Below are 18,545 nucleotides of genomic sequence, written 5' to 3'. Positions count from 1 at the left end.
TTCTTGTCCTTCTTAATTATTGTTATCGCGAATTTCTTGCCACAGCTTGCCGCACTTGGCGTCGTAAGCCTGACCGTTGCCGCTGTGAACCGCCATAATGCAGTTCTGATAATCCATCACCCGCACCGTTTCCTGCGCGGCGAACTGCTGGTGCTGCTTCTCTTGCTTCAGCACGTTCAGCACCGCCTTGCAGGGCTGCAGACGCTCCGGTGAACCTTCGGCGGTGTTGATGCAGGCGCTGTAAGCCTGCTTCAATTTGGCGTCTTCCGGCGGCGCGGCGGGTTGCGCGCAGGCGCTCAAGGCCGCGGCGGCCGCCAACATCAGCATGATTTTTTTCATCGTTGAATTCCCTTAACTTGCCCCCGGCGGCGAGGCCGGGGAACGCATCAGAAGATGGTGAATGGCGCGATGACCATGAACTTGACGTCTTTCTCGTCCTGGAAGATGTTGCCGTAACCGCCGCCCCAGCTCGGGATGTTGGTGTGGTTGTCATACTGGGTGTAGTGCAGCTTGATCAGCGTGCCCTTGGCGCGCCCTTCCTGGATGGTGTACATCGCGTCCAGGCTCCAGGCGCTCTCTTTCAGGCGCTGGCTTTGATCGTAGATCGGGTTGGTGCTCGGCTTGGCGTCCCAGGCGTAAACGTAGGAGCCGCCGACCGCCATGCCCGGCAGGTTCCAGTTGCTGAGGTCATACATCACGCCGGCGTACACCGCTTTCTCGCCGTTGGCGTTAAAGTCGGAGCGGTTGTCCCACCACACGTCCAGGCGGCCGTTGGATGAGGCGTAGGTTGGGGTCATGCGCTGCAGGAAGAAGCCCTGGTTGCCTTCCGCCTTGACCATGGTGCCTTCCAGACGCCAGTTGAACTGCCCGGTGGTGTAACCGAAGGTCAGCGCCTGCAGCCAGGCCAGGCCGTCGTAGATGCTGTTCGGATCGTTCTTGTCGCTGATGCGGTCTTCCGCACCGTAGAACTGGTAACTGGTGGTCAGCGGGTTGCCCAGCAGATCGAATTTGTAAGACGCCTTGGTGAAGTATTGATTCACGTATCCCTGCGCCTGGCCGAAGGCGGCTTCCAGCACCAGATCGTTTTTGAAATCGTATTTGGCGCCCAGCGAGTGCAGGTAGGAGACGCGGGTTTTCCTGTCGTTCTGGCGGAAGTCGTCCACCTCGATATGCCACGGCGCCTTGTATTTGTCGGCCCACATGTAGGAGAAGCTCAACGCACCGGCATCGCCGTAGTCGAACTTGGCGCCGGCTTCGGCCCCCTGATAGGTGCCCGGCATAAAGCTCCAGTGTGGCGCCAGCAGGGTTTGGCCGCTCGGCTGAATATAGCCGGCGCGCGCCCAGACCGGGCCGTATTTGAATTTGGCGGCGGCTTTGTACAGGCTGATGCCGCCCTTGTCACCGGAATAGTCTTCGTCGTAGGTCCGGTTTTTCGAGGAAAACGCGATCTCGTTCGGGTGGCCGCTGGCGCTGGATTCCGCCAGCTCGATGGCGGTGAAGGCACCGACGTCCAGACCGAACATATCCCAGGCGTAGCCCGAAGCGAAATCCAGGCTCAGGTTGGCGGTGGAGTGCGACAGGTTGGTGGTGTATTGGTTGTAATCCTTGCTGTCCGGATTGAGATCTTTACGGTCGCGCTCACGTTGCCAGTAATAGATGCCGCCGGTCAGCGTGGAATCATCGATAAACCCTGCGGCTTTCGCCTCAGGCGCCATGGCAAACCCTGTTCCCAACAGCGCGCCCGCGACTGCGAGCGCCAGCGTTTTACGCTGAGCACCGTGCGTACCCATATTGAAATTCCTCTTTGACTTAACTTAAAAGTTGCAGCCGCCTGTGTTCACCACTGCCCTGCACGACTGCCAATAAAAAACCCGAACGGGTAAAAAATATTGCCGACGAGATGTTATTCCCACAGCACTAATTGCTACAGACAGACTATTTTTCGCGACGCGAATTATCAAATGAAAAATGCGGGAGATTTGTCAAAGTATGACAAGGAGCACATATCAGTGAGATTTTGTTACGCCGGTGATCATGGAAGGTGTCGAATAAAAAATTCAATTAAATCAGAATAAATTGAGATACCAGGTCAACCAGAGACGATTAATGGTTTCAGCCCGACTAAATCCGTCAGTCAGGCGATAAAAATTGAAAGCGCTCTCTAAATGAAATTAATTCGCATCACGAATATATAAGTAAATATTAAGACTAACAAGGCCAATATCAGAAAGCTTATGGGTTAATGCGCCGTGATTAATTAAACGCGCTCCGGTTAAAATCAGAGAGAAATAGATCGCAGGTGAAATTACAGGCAAAAAAAAGCGCGGCCTAAGCCGCGCTGATTCATTAATTTTCGAGGCGAATAAGATTAGCCCTCGATTTTCGCCCAGGTGTCGCGCAGGCCGACGGTGCGGTTAAACACCAGATGCTCGGCCGACGAATAGCGACTGTCGGCGCAGAAGTAACCTTCACGCTCGAACTGATAGGCTTTCTCCGGCTGTGCGGCCGCCAGGCTCGGCTCGACGAAGCCGTGCTTGATCACCAGCGATTCCGGGTTGATGGTGGAGAGGAAATCTTCCGCCGCGCCCGGGTTAGGCACGCTGAACAGGCGATCGTACAGGCGAATTTCCGCCGGCAGCGCGTGCGCCGCGGACACCCAATGGATCACGCCCTTCACCTTGCGGCCGTCGGCAGGATCTTTGCTCAACGTTTCCGCATCGTAGCTGCAGAAGATGGTGACGATCTCGCCCGCTTCGTCCTTCTCGACGCGCTCGGCCTTGATCACGTACGCATTGCGCAGACGCACTTCTTTGCCCAGCACCAAGCGCTTGTACTGCTTGTTGGCTTCTTCGCGGAAGTCGGCGCGATCGATATAGATCTCGCGGCTGAACGGCACATCGCGGCTGCCCATTTCCGGCTTGTTCGGATGGTTAGGCATGGTGACCATTTCCACCGCATCGCCCATGTTCTCGATGACGATTTTCACCGGATCCAGCACCGCCATGGCGCGCGGGGCGTTCTCGTTCAGATCGTCGCGGATGCAGGATTCCAGCGCCACCATCTCGACGTTGTTGTCTTGCTTGGTCACGCCGATGCGCAGGCAGAACTCGCGAATCGAGGCGGCGGTATAACCGCGGCGGCGCAGACCGGAGACGGTTGGCATCCGCGGGTCGTCCCAGCCTTCGACGATCTTCTCGGTCACCAACTGGTTCAGCTTGCGCTTCGACATGATGGCGTATTCGAGGTTGAGACGCGAAAACTCGTACTGACGCGGGTGGCAAGGAATGGTGATGTTATCCAACACCCAGTCATACAGACGGCGGTTATCCTGGAATTCCAGGGTACACAGCGAATGGGTGATCCCTTCCAGCGCATCGGAAATGCAGTGGGTGAAATCGTACATCGGGTAGATGCACCATTTATTGCCGGTCTGGTGGTGTTCGGCGAACTTGATGCGGTACAGCACCGGATCGCGCATCACGATAAACGGCGAAGCCATATCGATCTTGGCGCGCAGGCAGGCGGCGCCTTCGGCGAACTCGCCGTTGCGCATCTTCTCGAACAGCGCCAGGTTCTCTTCCACGCTGCGGTCGCGGTACGGGCTGTCTTTGCCCGGCGCGGTCAGGGTGCCGCGATATTCACGGATCTGCTCCGGCGACAGCTCATCGACGTAGGCCAGCCCCTTGGTGATCAGCTCGACCGCATACTGGTGCAGCTGATCGAAATAGTCTGAGGAGTAACGAACGTTGCCGCTCCACTCAAAGCCCAGCCACTCCACGTCGTGCTTGATTGACTCCACGAACTCGATGTCTTCTTTCACCGGGTTGGTGTCATCGAAACGCAGGTTGCACTGGCCCTGATAGTCCTTGGCGATGCCGAAGTTCAGGCAGATGGACTTGGCGTGACCGATATGCAGATAGCCGTTAGGCTCCGGCGGGAAGCGGGTATGTACCGACGTGTGTTTCCCCGACGCCAGATCTTCATCGACGATCTGACGGATAAAATTGGTTGGGCGGGCTTCAGCCTCACTCATTTCACTGTTCCTCAATGCAAAGCGCTACACATAACCGCCTATGATCCAACAAGCCACGTCTGGAAACAACCGTTTGTTGCACGAAAAATGCAGCGCGTTGCCCCCTCGGCGCGCAGCGCACCGCCGTGGGGCGAAACGGGATAAAAAAAGCGGGAAGAGATCGCTCTCTTCCCGCCAAATCGGGGCAAACTCCGCCATGATGCGTGGCCGCCCCCCGGTACTACTCAGGTAAAAACGGCCTTACTTTTGGATCTCGTACAGCTTGGTCTGACCGGCGACCACCGAGCCGGTGGCCAGCGCCGCCAGGCCGGCGTAGTCGTCAGCGTTGCTGACCACCACCGGGCTTATCATCGAACGCGCGTTGGCGTTGAGATAATCCAGATCCAATTCCAGAATCGGTTGACCGGCTTTCACTTCCGCGCCCTCTTCCACCAGGCGTTTGAAGCCCTGGCCTTCCAGCGCGACGGTGTCGATCCCCATGTGCACCACGATCTCGGCGCCCTTGTCGGTTTCCAGGCAGAACGCGTGGTTGGTATTGAAGATTTTCACCACGGTGCCGTCCGCCGGCGCCACGACGATGTTGTCGGTCGGGCGAATCGCCAGCCCGTCGCCTACCGCCTTGCTGGCGAAAGCTTCGTCCGGCACCTGATCGAGCGCCACGACTTCGCCGGTCACCGGCGCCACCAGCGTTTCAAACGCGGCTTTCGGCGCGTTCGGTACCGCCTGCGGTTTGGCTTCCGCGGCAGGTGCCGCCGCCGGGGCCGCCGCTGCCGCTACCGGGCCGGCTGCAATCACGTTGCGCATTGCGCTGGCAATCAGCTCGGCACGGGTGCCGACGATCACTTGCACGCTCTGCTTGTTCAGGCGAATAACGCCGGATGCGCCGAGGCGTTTCGCCAAGGCGTCGTTCACCAGCGCGGAGTCTTTCACGTTCAAACGCAGGCGAGTGATGCAGGCATCGATACCGGTCAGGTTGTCGGAACCGCCGATCGCGCCGACGTAGCGACGGGCCAGCGTGGTGGTTTCGTTCTCGTCTTTACCGCCGTTGCTGTTGACGTTGACGTCGTAACCGTCGGTTTCGTCACCGGCAACCGCCAGCTCGCGGCCCGGGGTCATCAGGTTGAATTTGTTGATGGTGAAGCGGAACACCACGTAGTAGATGACGAAGAACACCAGGCCCTGCGGGATCAGCATGTACCAGTGGGTCGCCAGCGGGTTACGCACCCACAGCATCATATCCACCAGGCCGGCGCTGAAGCCGAAACCGGAAATCCAATGCATGTTAGCAGCGATGAACACCGAGATACCGGTCAACACGGCGTGGATCACATACAGCACCGGCGCCACGAACATGAAGGAGAATTCCAGCGGTTCGGTGATGCCGGTAAAGAAAGCGGCGAAGGCCCCCGCCATCATGATCCCCAGCACTTTGGCCTTATTCTCAGGACGCGCGCAGTGATAGATGGCCAGCGCCGCACCCGGCAGACCGAACATCATGATTGGGAAGAAGCCCGCCTGATAACGGCCGGTGATGCCGACGACCGCTTTACCGGCGTCGATCGACTGCTGGCCGCCGAGGAAGTTAGGGATATCGTTGATGCCGGCCACGTCGAACCAGAACACCGAGTTCAGCGCGTGGTGCAAGCCGACCGGGATCAGCAGGCGGTTGAAGAAGGCATAGATGCCCGCGCCGACCGAGCCCAATTTTTGGATGTGTTCGCCGAAGCTCACCAGAGCGCCGAACACCACTGGCCAGACGAACATCAGGATGTAAGCGACCAGGATCATCAGGAAGGAAATGAGGATCGGCACCAGGCGGCGGCCGCTGAAGAACGACAGCGCCTTAGGCAGCTCGACGCCGCTGAAGCGGTTGTACACTTCGGCGGAGATGATACCCACCAGAATACCGACGAACTGGTTCTCAATCTTGCCGAACGCGGCGGGCACCTGATCGAGCGGGATCTTCTGAATCATCGACACGGCGGCCGGTGAACAGAGGGTGGTCAGCACCAGGAAGCCGACGAAGCCGGTCAGTGCGGCAGAGCCGTCCTTGTCTTTGGACATGCCGTAGGCGACACCAACGGCGAACAACACCGCCATATGATCGATAATCGCAGAGCCAGACTTAATCAATAAGGCAGCGAAAGCGTTGTCGCCGCCCCAACCAACAGGGTCAATCCAGTACCCGACGCCCATCAAGATGGCGGCGGCGGGCAGCGTGGCGACCGGCACCATCAGCGCCCGTCCCACCTTTTGCAAATAACTAAGAATGTTCACCTTTTCCCCCTATGTTGTCCGCGGACGGACCCTATTAGTAGTTTATTTGGAGCTCTCACTACCTTTTTAGAAACAACGCATGGCACGTATCACTCATGCCGAGTGTAAAAAATTTATTTTGTATCGCAAATTAAAACCTCCCTTTTTGTGATAAATATCACCAAAAAGTAGTCTTTCCCTCCCGGATTGCTGGCCATCACACAAAACTTATTTTATCATTCAAAAAATCAACCGGACGGACGATTCACGCGAGAATCATAAAGCTGGGTTACGCTTAGGACTCCCGCAGGCCCGTACAGTATAGCTTTAGTTTACTTATCCCAAGAGGTGTTAGATGAGACTTATCCCACTGAAAGATACCGCACAAGTCGGCAAATGGGCCGCGCGTCATATCGTTCAACGCATCAACGCATTCAAGCCAACCGCAGAGCGCCCGTTTGTCCTCGGCCTGCCTACCGGCGGCACGCCGCTGGAAGCCTACAAACATCTGATTGCGATGCACAAAGCAGGTGAAGTAAGCTTTAAGCATGTTGTGACTTTCAACATGGACGAGTACGTTGGCCTGCCGCAGGAACACCCGGAAAGCTACCACACCTTCATGTACCGCAACTTCTTTGATCACGTTGATATCCCTCGTGAAAATATCAACCTGCTGAACGGCAACGCCGCGGATGTCGACGCCGAGTGCCGCCAGTACGAAGAGAAGATCAAGTCTTACGGCAAAATTAACCTGTTCATGGGCGGCGTGGGCATCGACGGCCATATCGCGTTCAACGAGCCGGCTTCGTCCCTGGCTTCGCGCACCCGCATCAAAACGCTGACCGAAGACACCCGCATCGCCAACTCGCGCTTCTTCGGCGGCGACGTCAGCCTGGTGCCGAAATATGCGCTGACCGTCGGCGTGGGTACGCTGCTGGACGCGGAAGAAGTAATGATCCTGGTGACCGGCCACGCCAAGGCGCAGGCGCTGGAGGCCGCAGTGGAAGGCAACATCAACCACATGTGGACCATCAGCTGCCTGCAGCTGCACGCCAAAGCGGTGGTGGTGTGCGACGAGCCGGCCACTATGGAACTGAAAGTCAAAACCGTCAAATATTTCCGCGAGTTAGAAGCGGAAAGCGTGAAAAGTCTTTAATCTTTGCAGGGGGCTACGATGTTCGCTTTAACCCACGGCCGAATCTATACCGGCCACGACGTACTTGATGACCATGCAGTCATTATCGCTGATGGGCTGATCGAGAGAGTCTGCCCGGCGGCTGAATTGCCCGCCGGCATCGAAACGCGCGACCTGGGTGGCGCCATCCTGGCCCCCGGGCTTATCGACGTGCAGCTGAACGGCTGCGGCGGCGTACAGTTCAACGATTCGCTGGAAGCGATTTCGGAAGAAACGCTGGAGATCATGCAGAGCGCCAACGAGAAATCCGGCTGCACCAGCTATCTGCCGACGCTGATCACCAGCAGCGACGAATTCATGAAGCACAGCGTCGAGGTGATGCGCGCCTATCTGAAAAAGCACCAAAACCAGGCGCTGGGCCTGCACCTGGAAGGGCCGTACCTCAGCCCGGTGAAAAAAGGCACCCATAACCCGGCGTTCATTCGCAAGCCAACGCAGGACATGATCGATTACCTGTGCGCCAACGCCGACGTGATCACCAAGGTGACGCTGGCGCCGGAGATGGTTGAGCCACACGTTATCAAGCAGCTGACCGAGGCCGGCATCGTGGTCTCCGCCGGCCACTCGAACGCCACCTACGATCAGGCGCGCACCGGCTTCGCCGCCGGCATCAGCTTTGCCACCCACCTGTACAACGCCATGCCGTATATCACCGGCCGCGAACCGGGGCTGATGGGAGCGATCTTCGACACGCCGGAGGTCTATACCGGCATCATCGCCGACGGCCATCACGTGGCCTGGGCGAGTATCCGTAACGCCAAACGCCTGAAAGGTGATAAATTGGTATTGGTCACCGACGCGACCGCACCGGCAGGTGCAGATATTGACCAATTTATTTTCGCCGGTAAAACAATATACTATCGGGATGGGCTGTGCGTGGATGAGAACGGCACCCTGAGCGGTTCCGCGCTGACCATGATCGAAGCGGTGCAAAACAGCGTCGAACATATCGGCATCGCGCTGGACGAAGCGCTGCGCATGGCGACGCTGTACCCGGCGCGCGCCATCGGCGTCGAGCACCGTCTGGGCACCATCGAAGCCGGCAAGGTGGCTAACCTGACCGCCTTCACCCGTGATTTTAAAATCACCAAAACGCTCGTTAACGGTAACGAGGTTTAATTCAATGAACAGCGAGTAACATTATTGATGAGCACCGGCGGACAAGCACAAATAGGGAACGTTGACTTAGTCAAACAACTTAACGGCGCGGCAGTTTACCGCCTGATCGACCAGCAGGGCCCGATCTCGCGCATTCAAATTGCCGAACTCAGCCAGCTTGCCCCCGCCAGCGTCACCAAAATTACTCGCCAGCTGCTGGAGCGCGGGCTGATCAAAGAAGTCGATCAGCAAGCCTCCACCGGCGGCCGCCGCGCGATCTCCATCGTGTCGGAAACCCGTCATTTCCATACCGTCGCGGTGCGTCTCGGCCGCCACGACGCCACCATCACCCTGTATGACATGAGCGGCAAATCGCTCGGCGAAGAACACTATCCGCTGCCGGAACGCACCCAGGAAACGCTGGAGAATGCGCTGTTCGCCGCCATCGCCCAATTCATCGAAGCGAATCAGCGCCGCCTGCGCGAGCTGATCGCCATCGCGGTGATCCTGCCCGGCCTGGTGGATCCGGCGCTGGGCGTGGTGCGCTACATGCCGCACATCAGCGTCAGCAACTGGGCGCTGGTGGACAACCTGCAGCAACGTTTCAACGTCACCAGCTTCGTCGGCCACGACATCCGCAGCCTGGCGCTGGCGGAGCACTACTTCGGCGCCACCCGCGACTGCGAAGACTCGATTCTGGTGCGCCTGCACCGCGGCACCGGCGCCGGCATCATCGTCAACGGGCAGATTTTTCTCGGCAACAACGGCAACGTCGGCGAGATCGGCCATATCCAGATCGATCCGCTCGGCGAACGCTGCCACTGCGGCAACTTCGGCTGCCTGGAAACGGTGGCCGCCAACGCGGCGATCGAACAGCGCGTGCGCCAGCTGCTGAGCCAGGGCTACCCGAGCAAACTGACGCTGGAAGACTGCGGCATCAACGCCATCTGCAAGGCCGCCAACCGCGGCGATCTGCTGGCCAGCGAAGTGATCGAACACGTCGGCCGCTATCTGGGCAAGGCGGTGGCCATCGCCATCAACCTGTTCAATCCGCAGAAGGTGGTGATCGCCGGTGAGATCACCGAAGCGGACAAAGTGCTGCTGCCGGCGATCCAGAGCTGCATCAATACCCAGGTGCTGAAGGACTTCCGCAAGAATCTGCCGGTGGTGACCTCCGAACTCAATCATCGCTCGGCGATCGGCGCTTTCGCCCTGGCCAAACGCGCGATGCTCAACGGCGTGCTCTTGCAGCGATTGCTGGAAAGCTGATCCGCCGCTTCTGGCAGGTGTGTTATCGTCACCCCTTGCCTGCCGTAATCATGAGAAACAGCGACAAATGAAAATCAAAAACGTTATATGCGATATCGACGGCGTGCTGCTGCATGACAATACGCCGGTGCCCGGCGCCGATCTGTTCCTGGCGCGCATCCAGGAACAAGGCATGCCGCTGGTGGTGCTGACCAACTACCCGTCACAGACCGCGCAGGATCTGGCGAACCGCTTCGCCGCCGCCGGGCTGGAAGTACCGGAGAGCGCGTTCTATACCTCGGCGATGGCCACCGCCGATTTCCTGCGCCGCCAGGAAGGCAAGAAGGCCTATGTGGTGGGCGAAGGCGCGCTGATCCATGAGCTGTACAAAGCCGGTTTCACCATCACCGACATCAACCCGGATTTCGTGATCGTCGGAGAAACCCGCTCTTACAACTGGGACATGATGCACAAGGCCGCCTACTTCGTCAGTAACGGAGCGCGCTTTATCGCCACCAACCCGGATAGCCACGGCCACGGCTTCTCGCCGGCCTGCGGCGCGCTGTGCGCCCCCATCGAGAAGATCACCGGCCGCAAGCCGTTTTACGTCGGCAAGCCCAGCCCGTGGATCATTCGCGCCGCATTGAACAAAATGCAGGCGCACTCGGAAGAGACGGTGATCGTCGGCGACAACCTGCGCACCGACATTCTGGCGGGCTTCCAGGCCGGCCTGGAAACCGTGCTGGTGCTGTCCGGCGTCTCCACGCTGAGCGACATCGAAACCATGCCTTTCCGCCCGAGCTACGTCTACCCTTCCGTTGCCGATATCACTATTTTCTGACGCATTTATGGCGGCTGCCCGGCCGCCATTATTTCCCTCTTCCTGACCGCAGTTTGAATTTAATTCGTTCATGGCCGCAAAAGGTTTCAGCCTGCCCGCGCTAAAAACCCTCATTATAACCTTACGCCCCGCCAATAGCTGATATTGCCGGCAGGCGAAAATCCCTTACCCTAATTAATGAGGCTACCATGAGCACAAATAACATTATTAATGCCGCCGATGACGCAGCCATTATGCCGACTATCGCCAATAAAAAAATCCTGATGGGTTTCTGGCACAACTGGGCCGCCGGCGCCAGTGACGGTTATCAACAAGGCCAGTTCGCCAATATGAACCTGACCGACATTCCCGCCGAATATAACGTGGTGGCCGTCGCCTTTATGAAAGGCCAGGGAATCCCGACCTTCAAGCCTTACAACCTGTCCGACGCCGAGTTCCGCCGCCAGGTGGGCGTGCTGAACAGCCAGGGCCGCGCGGTGCTGATCTCCCTCGGCGGCGCAGACGCGCACATCGAGCTGAAAACCGGCGACGAAGATAAGCTGAAAGACGAGATTATTCGTCTGGTGGAAGTCTATGGCTTCGACGGCCTGGATATCGATTTGGAACAGGCGGCAATCGGCGCCGCCAATAATAAAACCGTCTTGCCTGCGGCATTGAAAAAAGTAAAAGACTATTACGTCGCGCAGGGGAAAAACTTTATTATCAGCATGGCGCCGGAATTCCCTTATCTGCAGGCTAACGGCAGCTATGGCGATTATATTAATGCGTTAGATGGCTATTATGACTTTATCGCGCCGCAATATTATAACCAGGGTGGCGACGGTATCTGGGTTCCCGAGGCCAATAACGGTGCCGGTGCCTGGATTGCCCAAAACAACGATGCCATGAAAGAAGACTTCCTCTATTACCTGACGGAAAGTCTGGTCACCGGCACCCGCGGATTTATCCGAATTCCAGCCAGTAAATTCGTTATCGGCCTGCCGAGCAACAACGATGCCGCCGCCACCGGCTACGTGATCGACAAACAGGCGGTGTATAACGCCTTCTCGCGTCTCGACGCCAAAAACCTGTCGATCAAGGGCCTGATGACCTGGTCAATCAACTGGGACAACGGCAAGAGCAAAGCCGGCGTGGCCTACAGCTGGGAGTTCAAAACCCGCTACGCGCCGCTGATTCAGGGCGGAGTCACCCCGCCGCCGGGAAAGCCTAATGCGCCGACGGCGCTGACGGTCTCCGAGTTGGGCGCCACCTCGCTGAAGCTGAGCTGGGCCGCCGCCACCGGCGCCTTACCGATCGCCAGTTACACCGTTTACCGCAACGGCAACCCGATCGGCCAGACTGCCGGCCTGTCGTTGGCCGACAACGGCCTGGCTCCGGCCACCCAGTACAGCTACTTCGTTACCGCAACCGACAGTCAGGGCAATACCTCGCTGCCGAGCAGCGCGCTGGCGGTCAAAACCGCCAACGACGGCACGCCGCCCGATCCGAGCGCGCCCGAGTGGCAGAACAACCACAGCTACCAAGCCGGCGACGTGGTGAGTTATAAAGGCAAGAAATACACCTGTATTCAGACGCACACCTCCAACGCCGGCTGGACGCCGGACGCCGCCTTCACCCTGTGGCAGCTCATCGCCTAATCGCTAATCGATTGCCGGTCAAACCGGCCGGCAATCCCGTCATTACGCTAAAAATTGCATAATCGCTAATTTTCCCCGCCGATAACTGAAAATCCGTCAAAAACCGCGCCCAGGCAAACAACTATTTCTCAGCGTATGGCTAAAACGCTTGCATCTCATGCAGCTTTAGGCGCATTTTCATAACCACAGCGCAGCAAAACCGCGTTATCGCTGATGAATCGGCAATGCTGCCCATAACAGTAAAAAACAACATCACAGTCATAAAAGCCCGTTAGGAGAGTTGTATGTGTTCTATTTTCGGTGTGCTCGATCTGAAGTCCGATCCCGTTGAACTGCGTAAGAAAGCGCTGGAGCTGTCGCGCCTGATGCGCCACCGCGGCCCGGATTGGTCCGGCGTTTACGCCAGCGACAAAGCCATTTTGGCCCACGAACGCCTGTCGATCGTCGACGTCAACAACGGCGCTCAACCGCTGTACAACGCTGCGCACACCCACGTTTTGGCGGTCAACGGCGAAATTTACAACCACCAGGCGCTGCGCCAACAGCTGAGCGACCGCTACGCGTTCCAGACCGGTTCCGACTGTGAAGTGATCCTGGCGCTGTATCAGGAGAAAGGCCCGGACTTCCTCGACGATCTGCAAGGCATGTTCGCCTTCGCCCTGTACGACACCGAAAAAGACGCCTACCTGATCGGCCGCGATCATCTGGGCATCATCCCGCTGTACATGGGCCACGACGAGCACGGCAACCTGTACGTCGCCTCGGAAATGAAAGCGCTGGTGCCGGTGTGCCGCACCATCAAGGAATTTCCGGCCGGCAGCTACCTGTGGAGCCAGGACGGTGAGATCCGCGAATACTATCGCCGCGACTGGTTCGATTACGACAGCGTCAAAGACAACGTGACCGACGCCACCGCCCTGCGCACCGCGCTGGAAGAGTCGGTGAAAAGCCACCTGATGTCCGACGTGCCTTACGGCGTGCTGCTGTCGGGCGGGCTGGATTCCTCGGTCATCTCGGCGATCACCAAGAAGTACGCCGCGCGCCGCGTGGAAGATCAGGAACGCAGCGAAGCCTGGTGGCCGCAGCTGCACTCCTTCGCCGTCGGCCTGGAAGGCTCGCCGGATCTGCGCGCCGCGCAGGAGGTGGCCAACCATCTGGGCACCGTGCACCATGAAATCCACTTCACCGTGCAGGAAGGCCTGGACGCCATCCGCGACGTGATTTACCACATCGAAACCTACGACGTCACCACCATCCGCGCCTCGACGCCGATGTACCTGATGTCGCGCAAAATCAAGGCGATGGGCATCAAAATGGTGCTCTCCGGCGAAGGCGCGGACGAAGTGTTCGGCGGCTACCTCTATTTCCATAAGGCGCCGGACGCCCGCGAATTCCACGAAGAGACCGTGCGCAAGCTGCTGGCGCTGCATATGTTCGACTGCGCGCGCGCCAACAAGGCGATGTCCGCCTGGGGCGTCGAAGCCCGCGTACCGTTCCTGGACAAGAAATTCCTCGACGTGGCGATGCGCATCAACCCGAAAGATAAAATGTGCGGCAACGGCAAAATGGAAAAACACATCGTCCGCGAATGTTTCGAGTCCTATTTGCCGGCCAGCGTGGCCTGGCGCCAGAAAGAGCAGTTCTCCGACGGCGTCGGCTACAGCTGGATCGACACGCTAAAAGAGGTCGCTGCGCAGCAAATCAGCGATCTACAGCTCGAAACCGCGCGTTTCCGCTTCCCGTACAACACGCCGACTTCGAAAGAAGGCTACCTGTACCGCGAAATCTTCGAGGAGCTGTTCCCGCTGCCGAGCGCCGCCGAATGCGTGCCGGGCGGCCCGTCCGTCGCCTGCTCGTCCGCCAAGGCCATCGAATGGGACGAATCGTTCAAGAAGATGGACGATCCTTCCGGCCGCGCCGTCGGCGTACACCAGGCCGCCTATAAATAATCGCGCGGCGCTTTCCCTCAGGGCGGGCCTTTTGGCCCGCCTTTTTGTTGCCTTTTCCCCCCGCCAACTGCCTGAATTGCCGATTTTATCGCCATAATGTTCACAAGCCAGACAAACGGCGCTTCCGGGCACTTTTTCGGGAAAAAACTTGTTGACGCAAATCGGTCATATACGCATAATGCGCCCCGCAACGCCGATGAAGGCAAAGCAAAAAAAGTGGGCTACGTAGCTCAGCTGGTTAGAGCACATCACTCATAATGATGGGGTCACAGGTTCGAATCCCGTCGTAGCCACCATCTCTTTTTTGCATTTGCGGGAGTGGCGAAATTGGTAGACGCACCAGATTTAGGTTCTGGCGCCGCAAGGTGTGCGAGTTCAAGTCTCGCCTCCCGCACCATTTCTCTTCATCGTCGGCGCAGTATGTTGATGGGGTATCGCCAAGCGGTAAGGCACCGGTTTTTGATACCGGCATTCCCTGGTTCGAATCCAGGTACCCCAGCCATATTCTTTCGGGAATGGGGTGTCAACATAAGATTTGTTTGCAGGTGGGGTATCGCCAAGCGGTAAGGCACCGGTTTTTGATACCGGCATTCCCTGGTTCGAATCCAGGTACCCCAGCCATAACAAACTGCTTGCAAATCAAAGAAGTAAAAAGTACCATCGGCTACGTAGCTCAGCTGGTTAGAGCACATCACTCATAATGATGGGGTCACAGGTTCAAATCCCGTCGTAGCCACCATAATTGGGGTGTCGCCAAGCGGTAAGGCTCTGGTTTCTGATACCAGCATACCCAGGTTCGAATCCTGGCACCCCAGCCATATTTAGAAAAGCCCGCTTCGGCGGGCTTTTTGCTTTCCGGCGCTCGGCCAATCCTAACGAGCCCAGCCGCAGCCGAGCCCTGTCGGTTACAATCCCAACGCGTACTTCAACGCATGCTCTTTCAGCTTGCCCGCCCGCTGCGCGGCCATCAGCGCCAGATTGCGCGCCACGTTCAGCGGCGCCAGGTTATTGCTGAAAGCGGTATAGAACAGATCCATGCCGCTCTGCATCAGCAGATTGTCGGTACGGCGGCGGCGCTGATAGCGCAGCAGTACCGCCTCGCTGCTCCAGTCCTCTCCCTGCTCCCGCGCATCGCTTAATACGTTCAGCAAGGCATCCACGTCGCGATACCCCAGATTGACGCCCTGCCCGGCCAGCGGATTGATGGTATGCGCCGCATCACCCAACAGCGCCAGCCCCGGCAACACGTAGCGCTGCGCATGACGCCGCGTCAGCGGGAACGAACCGGCAGCGTGCACCTTAACCGGCCCCAGTCGCGCCGGGAAAGCGGCGGCGATCTCGCGCTCCAGTTGCGCCGGCGGCATCGCCTGCAGCTGGCGAATGCGCTGCGGGCTGTCATACCACACCAGTGACGCCCAGCTGTCGTACAGCGGCAGGAAGGCACGCGGCCCGGATGGGAAGAAGCGCTGCCAGGTCACATCCTGCTGCGGCGCACCGGTATCGACGGTGATCAACATGCACGCCTGACGATACTGCCAGCCGTTGGTGCCGATCGCCGCCAGCTTGCGCACCTGCGAGTTGGCGCCGTCGGCGCCGACAACCAAACGCGTCTGCAGCGTCTCACCGCCGTCCAGCGTCAGTTGCCAGGCATTGTCCGCCCGCTGCAGCGATTGCAGCCTGGCGGGGCACAGCAGCGTCAAATTGGCGCACTGCGCGAACTGCTGCCACAGCGCCAGCTGCAGAATGCGGTTTTCCACCATAAAGCCCAGCTCCGGCAGCCCCAGGGACACCGCGTCGAACGCCACGCGCGACGACGCCCACTCCCAGGTCTCCAGCCGGCGATACGGCGCCGTGCGCATCGCCGTCACGGCCTGCCAGGCGCCGAGCTGTTTCAGCAGCGCCACCGAGGTGCAGCCGATAGCGGAAATGCGCAGATCCGGCGGGCTTTGCGCCTCGAACGCCTGCGGCGCCTGATGTTCCAGCAACGCCACCGACCAGCCCGCCTGCGCCAGCCCCAAGGCCGCCGCCGCGCCGACCATGCCGCCGCCGACCACCACCGCGTCATACCGATTTTGAGATGTCTTCATATTGGCTATGTTTTCTGTGTGAATGCTCGCCATCCCATCCGGTATGGCGTTTTGCGCAGTGTACCGGATTTTCGCTCCGGCTTCAGGTTGCGTGCCATTTTCCCCCGCGCTGGTCACAACGGCGGCAAATGATTACAATACGCGCCCTGCATGTCGCGTAACGCAACTTTCGCTCCGCACTGAGTAATGGCAAGTCAATGACGAAAAAACTACATATCAAAACCTGGGGCTGCCAGATGAATGAGTACGATTCATCGAAAATGGCCGACCTGTTGAACAGCACGCACGGCTTCGAGTGGACCGAAAACGCCGAAGAGGCGGACGTGCTGCTGCTGAACACCTGCTCGATCCGTGAAAAGGCGCAGGAGAAAGTTTTCGCCATGCTGGGGCGCTGGCGCTTGCTGAAAGAAAAGAACCCGTCGGTGATCATCGGCGTCGGTGGTTGCGTGGCCTCGCAAGAAGGTGAACTGATCCGCAGCCGCGCGCCCTGCGTTGACGTGGTATTCGGCCCGCAGACCCTGCACCGCCTGCCGGAAATGATCAATCACGTTCAGGGCACCCGCAGCCCGGTGGTCGACATCAGCTTCCCGGAGATCGAAAAGTTCGACCGTCTGCCGGAACCGCGCGCCGAAGGCCCGACCGCATTCGTGTCGATCATGGAAGGCTGCAACAAATACTGCACCTTCTGCGTGGTGCCTTACACCCGCGGCGAGGAAGTGAGCCGCCCGAGCGACGACGTGCTGTTCGAAATCGCCCAACTGGCGGCGCAGGGCGTACGCGAGGTCAACCTGCTCGGCCAAAACGTCAACGCTTACCGCGGCGCCACGCATGACGGCGATATCTGCTCGTTCGCCGAACTGCTGCGCCTGGTGGCGGCCATCGACGGCATCGATCGCATTCGCTTCACCACCAGCCACCCGATCGAGTTCACCGATGACATCATCGCGGTGTATGAAGACACGCCGGAGCTGGTCAGCTTCCTGCATCTGCCGGTGCAGAGCGGTTCGGATCGCATCCTGACCATGATGAAACGCGCGCACACCGCGCTGGAGTATAAGGCGATTATCCGCAAGCTGCGCAAGGCGCGGCCGGCCATTCAGCTCAGCTCCGATTTCATCGTCGGTTTCCCGGGCGAAAGCCAGGCCGATTTCGAACAGACCATGAACCTGATCGCCGACGTCAATTTCGACGTCAGCTTCAGCTTCATCTATTCGTCGCGCCCGGGCACCCCGGCGGCGGACATGGTCGACGACGTCAGCGAAGAAGAGAAAAAACAGCGGCTGTATATTCTGCAGGACCGCATCAACCAGCAGGCGCTGCAGTTCAGCCGCCGCATGCTCGGCACCGTCCAGCGCATTCTGGTGGAGGGCACCTCGCGCAAAAGCGTGATGGAGCTGGCCGGGCGCACGGAGTGCAACCGTGTGGTAAACTTCGAGGGCACGCCCGACATGATCGGCCAGTTCGTCGACGTGGAAATTACCGAGGTGCTGACCAACACCCTGCGTGGCGCAGTGGTGCGCACCGAACAGCAGATGGATCTGCGCGTACATGAATCCCCGCAGTCGGTGATCGCCCGTACCCGCAAAGAAAACGCGCTGGGCGTCGGCATTTACAAGCCCTGACGCCGCGGCGGCCGCCTTATCGCCGCCCATTCGCGCTACTCCTTACCGTTTCTCCGCCGGGCGTCCGCGCCCGGTGATTTGCTTTTTTATTTTTTTATTGTTGAAGAGGCGACATAACATGCAACTCCCACACTGCCCGAAGTGCAACTCCGAATACACCTACCAGGACAATGCCCTGTTCATCTGCCCTGAGTGCGCCCACGAGTGGAGCGACAGCGCCCCGGCGGAAGATCAGGACGCGCTGATCGTCAAAGACGCCAACGGCAACCTGCTGGTGGACGGCGACGCGGTCACCGTGATCAAAGACCTGAAGGTCAAAGGCAGCTCCTCGATGCTCAAGATCGGCACCAAGGTGAAAAACATTCGCCTGGTCGAAGGCGATCACAACATCGACTGCAAAATCGATGGCTTCGGCCCGATGAAGCTGAAATCCGAGTTCGTGAAAAAGAACTGATTCCCAGCGGCCTTGTTCTGTGATGACGCGGCGGGCTTTGCGCCCCGCCGCGTTTTTTCCTTTTCTTCCCTTGAATTTCGCCGACGGCGCACAGATAGATCAGCGGTAAACTTGCGCCGTTGCGG

13 protein-coding genes and 6 tRNA genes are annotated in these 18,545 nt (G+C 58.7%); 14 read left to right on the top strand and 5 right to left on the bottom strand.

Annotated features, from left to right (window positions below; all coding sequences use genetic code 11):
• Nucleotides 1-12: 12 nt before the first annotated feature.
• The 4 genes from chiQ to nagE all read right to left on the bottom strand — a co-directional run bounded on the left by chiQ (nucleotide 13) and on the right by nagE (nucleotide 6,310).
• A complete protein-coding gene (gene chiQ, locus ACJ8HH_RS01710; protein ID WP_004939944.1) occupies nucleotides 13-339 on the bottom strand; it encodes a ChiQ/YbfN family lipoprotein in 327 nt (108 codons plus the stop codon).
• 47 nt (nucleotides 340-386) lie between these two features.
• Nucleotides 387-1,790 carry a chitoporin ChiP gene (chiP, locus tag ACJ8HH_RS01705; protein WP_033655304.1) on the bottom strand — a complete coding sequence of 468 codons (1,404 nt, stop codon included), beginning with the start codon at nucleotides 1,788-1,790 and terminating at the stop codon, nucleotides 387-389.
• A 578-nt stretch (nucleotides 1,791-2,368) separates the two neighbouring features.
• A complete protein-coding gene (gene glnS, locus ACJ8HH_RS01700) occupies nucleotides 2,369-4,033 on the bottom strand; it encodes a glutamine--tRNA ligase (RefSeq protein ID WP_033655303.1) in 1,665 nt (554 codons plus the stop codon).
• 240 nt (nucleotides 4,034-4,273) lie between these two features.
• Entirely contained in the window at nucleotides 4,274-6,310 is a 2,037-nt protein-coding gene (gene nagE, locus ACJ8HH_RS01695; protein ID WP_043146805.1) for an N-acetylglucosamine-specific PTS transporter subunit IIBC, read from the bottom strand.
• 334 nt (nucleotides 6,311-6,644) lie between these two features.
• On the opposite strand from nagE, the gene nagB reads away from it, so the two are divergent.
• From nagB to ACJ8HH_RS01635, 12 genes are all read left to right on the top strand, one after another.
• Nucleotides 6,645-7,445: a glucosamine-6-phosphate deaminase gene (gene nagB, locus ACJ8HH_RS01690; RefSeq protein WP_004939952.1), complete on the top strand. Its 801-nt coding sequence runs from the start codon at nucleotides 6,645-6,647 to the stop codon at nucleotides 7,443-7,445.
• A gap of 18 nt (nucleotides 7,446-7,463) precedes the next feature.
• Nucleotides 7,464-8,603 (top strand): N-acetylglucosamine-6-phosphate deacetylase, encoded by a 1,140-nt coding sequence (nagA, locus tag ACJ8HH_RS01685; RefSeq protein WP_060387381.1) that lies wholly within the window; start codon nucleotides 7,464-7,466, stop codon nucleotides 8,601-8,603.
• 27 nt (nucleotides 8,604-8,630) lie between these two features.
• Nucleotides 8,631-9,851: a DNA-binding transcriptional regulator NagC gene (gene nagC, locus ACJ8HH_RS01680; protein WP_033637448.1), complete on the top strand. Its 1,221-nt coding sequence runs from the start codon at nucleotides 8,631-8,633 to the stop codon at nucleotides 9,849-9,851.
• Between the two features lie 67 nt (nucleotides 9,852-9,918).
• The gene (locus ACJ8HH_RS01675) at nucleotides 9,919-10,671 is read left to right on the top strand and encodes an HAD-IIA family hydrolase (RefSeq protein ID WP_004939957.1); all 753 of its coding nucleotides are present in this window, start codon (nucleotides 9,919-9,921) and stop codon (nucleotides 10,669-10,671) included.
• Between the two features lie 188 nt (nucleotides 10,672-10,859).
• On the top strand, nucleotides 10,860-12,308 hold the full coding sequence (locus ACJ8HH_RS01670) for a carbohydrate-binding protein (protein WP_060387380.1): 1,449 nt from the start codon (nucleotides 10,860-10,862) through the stop codon (nucleotides 12,306-12,308).
• A gap of 284 nt (nucleotides 12,309-12,592) precedes the next feature.
• On the top strand, nucleotides 12,593-14,257 hold the full coding sequence (gene asnB, locus ACJ8HH_RS01665; protein WP_060451854.1) for an asparagine synthase B: 1,665 nt from the start codon (nucleotides 12,593-12,595) through the stop codon (nucleotides 14,255-14,257).
• A 219-nt stretch (nucleotides 14,258-14,476) separates the two neighbouring features.
• Nucleotides 14,477-14,553: transfer RNA gene (locus tag ACJ8HH_RS01660), tRNA-Met, on the top strand.
• A gap of 16 nt (nucleotides 14,554-14,569) precedes the next feature.
• Nucleotides 14,570-14,654, top strand: a tRNA-Leu gene (locus tag ACJ8HH_RS01655).
• Between the two features lie 30 nt (nucleotides 14,655-14,684).
• A tRNA-Gln gene (locus tag ACJ8HH_RS01650) sits at nucleotides 14,685-14,759 on the top strand.
• 44 nt (nucleotides 14,760-14,803) lie between these two features.
• Nucleotides 14,804-14,878: transfer RNA gene (locus tag ACJ8HH_RS01645), tRNA-Gln, on the top strand.
• 41 nt (nucleotides 14,879-14,919) lie between these two features.
• Nucleotides 14,920-14,996: transfer RNA gene (locus tag ACJ8HH_RS01640), tRNA-Met, on the top strand.
• Nucleotides 14,997-15,000: 4 nt separating this feature from the next.
• Nucleotides 15,001-15,075, top strand: a tRNA-Gln gene (locus ACJ8HH_RS01635).
• An 87-nt stretch (nucleotides 15,076-15,162) separates the two neighbouring features.
• On the opposite strand, the gene ubiF is transcribed toward ACJ8HH_RS01635, so the two are convergent.
• Nucleotides 15,163-16,344, bottom strand: a complete 1,182-nt coding sequence (ubiF, locus tag ACJ8HH_RS01630; protein WP_060451855.1) for a 3-demethoxyubiquinol 3-hydroxylase — start codon at nucleotides 16,342-16,344, stop codon at nucleotides 15,163-15,165.
• A 197-nt stretch (nucleotides 16,345-16,541) separates the two neighbouring features.
• Here ubiF and miaB point away from each other — a divergent pair, with 197 nt between their 5' ends.
• A complete protein-coding gene (gene miaB, locus ACJ8HH_RS01625; protein WP_060451856.1) occupies nucleotides 16,542-17,966 on the top strand; it encodes a tRNA (N6-isopentenyl adenosine(37)-C2)-methylthiotransferase MiaB in 1,425 nt (474 codons plus the stop codon).
• A 118-nt stretch (nucleotides 17,967-18,084) separates the two neighbouring features.
• Nucleotides 18,085-18,420 carry a zinc ribbon domain-containing protein YjdM gene (locus ACJ8HH_RS01620; protein WP_060451857.1) on the top strand — a complete coding sequence of 112 codons (336 nt, stop codon included), beginning with the start codon at nucleotides 18,085-18,087 and terminating at the stop codon, nucleotides 18,418-18,420.
• Nucleotides 18,421-18,545 lie beyond the last annotated feature (125 nt).

Source organism: Serratia sp. CY32780 (assembly GCF_052169135.1).
Taxonomy (GTDB): domain Bacteria; phylum Pseudomonadota; class Gammaproteobacteria; order Enterobacterales; family Enterobacteriaceae; genus Serratia; species Serratia sarumanii.
This window is presented reverse-complemented; position numbering and strand designations above follow the sequence as displayed.

Coding starts and splice junctions, on each gene's coding strand:
- ubiF (WP_060451855.1), bottom strand. CDS start 16,344: ATGAAGACATCTCAAAATCGGTATGACGCGGTGGTGGTCGGCGGCGGC.
- nagB (WP_004939952.1), top strand. CDS start 6,645: ATGAGACTTATCCCACTGAAAGATACCGCACAAGTCGGCAAATGGGCC.
- nagC (WP_033637448.1), top strand. CDS start 8,631: ATGAGCACCGGCGGACAAGCACAAATAGGGAACGTTGACTTAGTCAAA.
- ACJ8HH_RS01620 (WP_060451857.1), top strand. CDS start 18,085: ATGCAACTCCCACACTGCCCGAAGTGCAACTCCGAATACACCTACCAG.
- asnB (WP_060451854.1), top strand. CDS start 12,593: ATGTGTTCTATTTTCGGTGTGCTCGATCTGAAGTCCGATCCCGTTGAA.
- chiQ (WP_004939944.1), bottom strand. CDS start 339: ATGAAAAAAATCATGCTGATGTTGGCGGCCGCCGCGGCCTTGAGCGCC.
- miaB (WP_060451856.1), top strand. CDS start 16,542: ATGACGAAAAAACTACATATCAAAACCTGGGGCTGCCAGATGAATGAG.
- ACJ8HH_RS01670 (WP_060387380.1), top strand. CDS start 10,860: ATGAGCACAAATAACATTATTAATGCCGCCGATGACGCAGCCATTATG.
- glnS (WP_033655303.1), bottom strand. CDS start 4,033: ATGAGTGAGGCTGAAGCCCGCCCAACCAATTTTATCCGTCAGATCGTC.
- ACJ8HH_RS01675 (WP_004939957.1), top strand. CDS start 9,919: ATGAAAATCAAAAACGTTATATGCGATATCGACGGCGTGCTGCTGCAT.
- chiP (WP_033655304.1), bottom strand. CDS start 1,790: ATGGGTACGCACGGTGCTCAGCGTAAAACGCTGGCGCTCGCAGTCGCG.
- nagA (WP_060387381.1), top strand. CDS start 7,464: ATGTTCGCTTTAACCCACGGCCGAATCTATACCGGCCACGACGTACTT.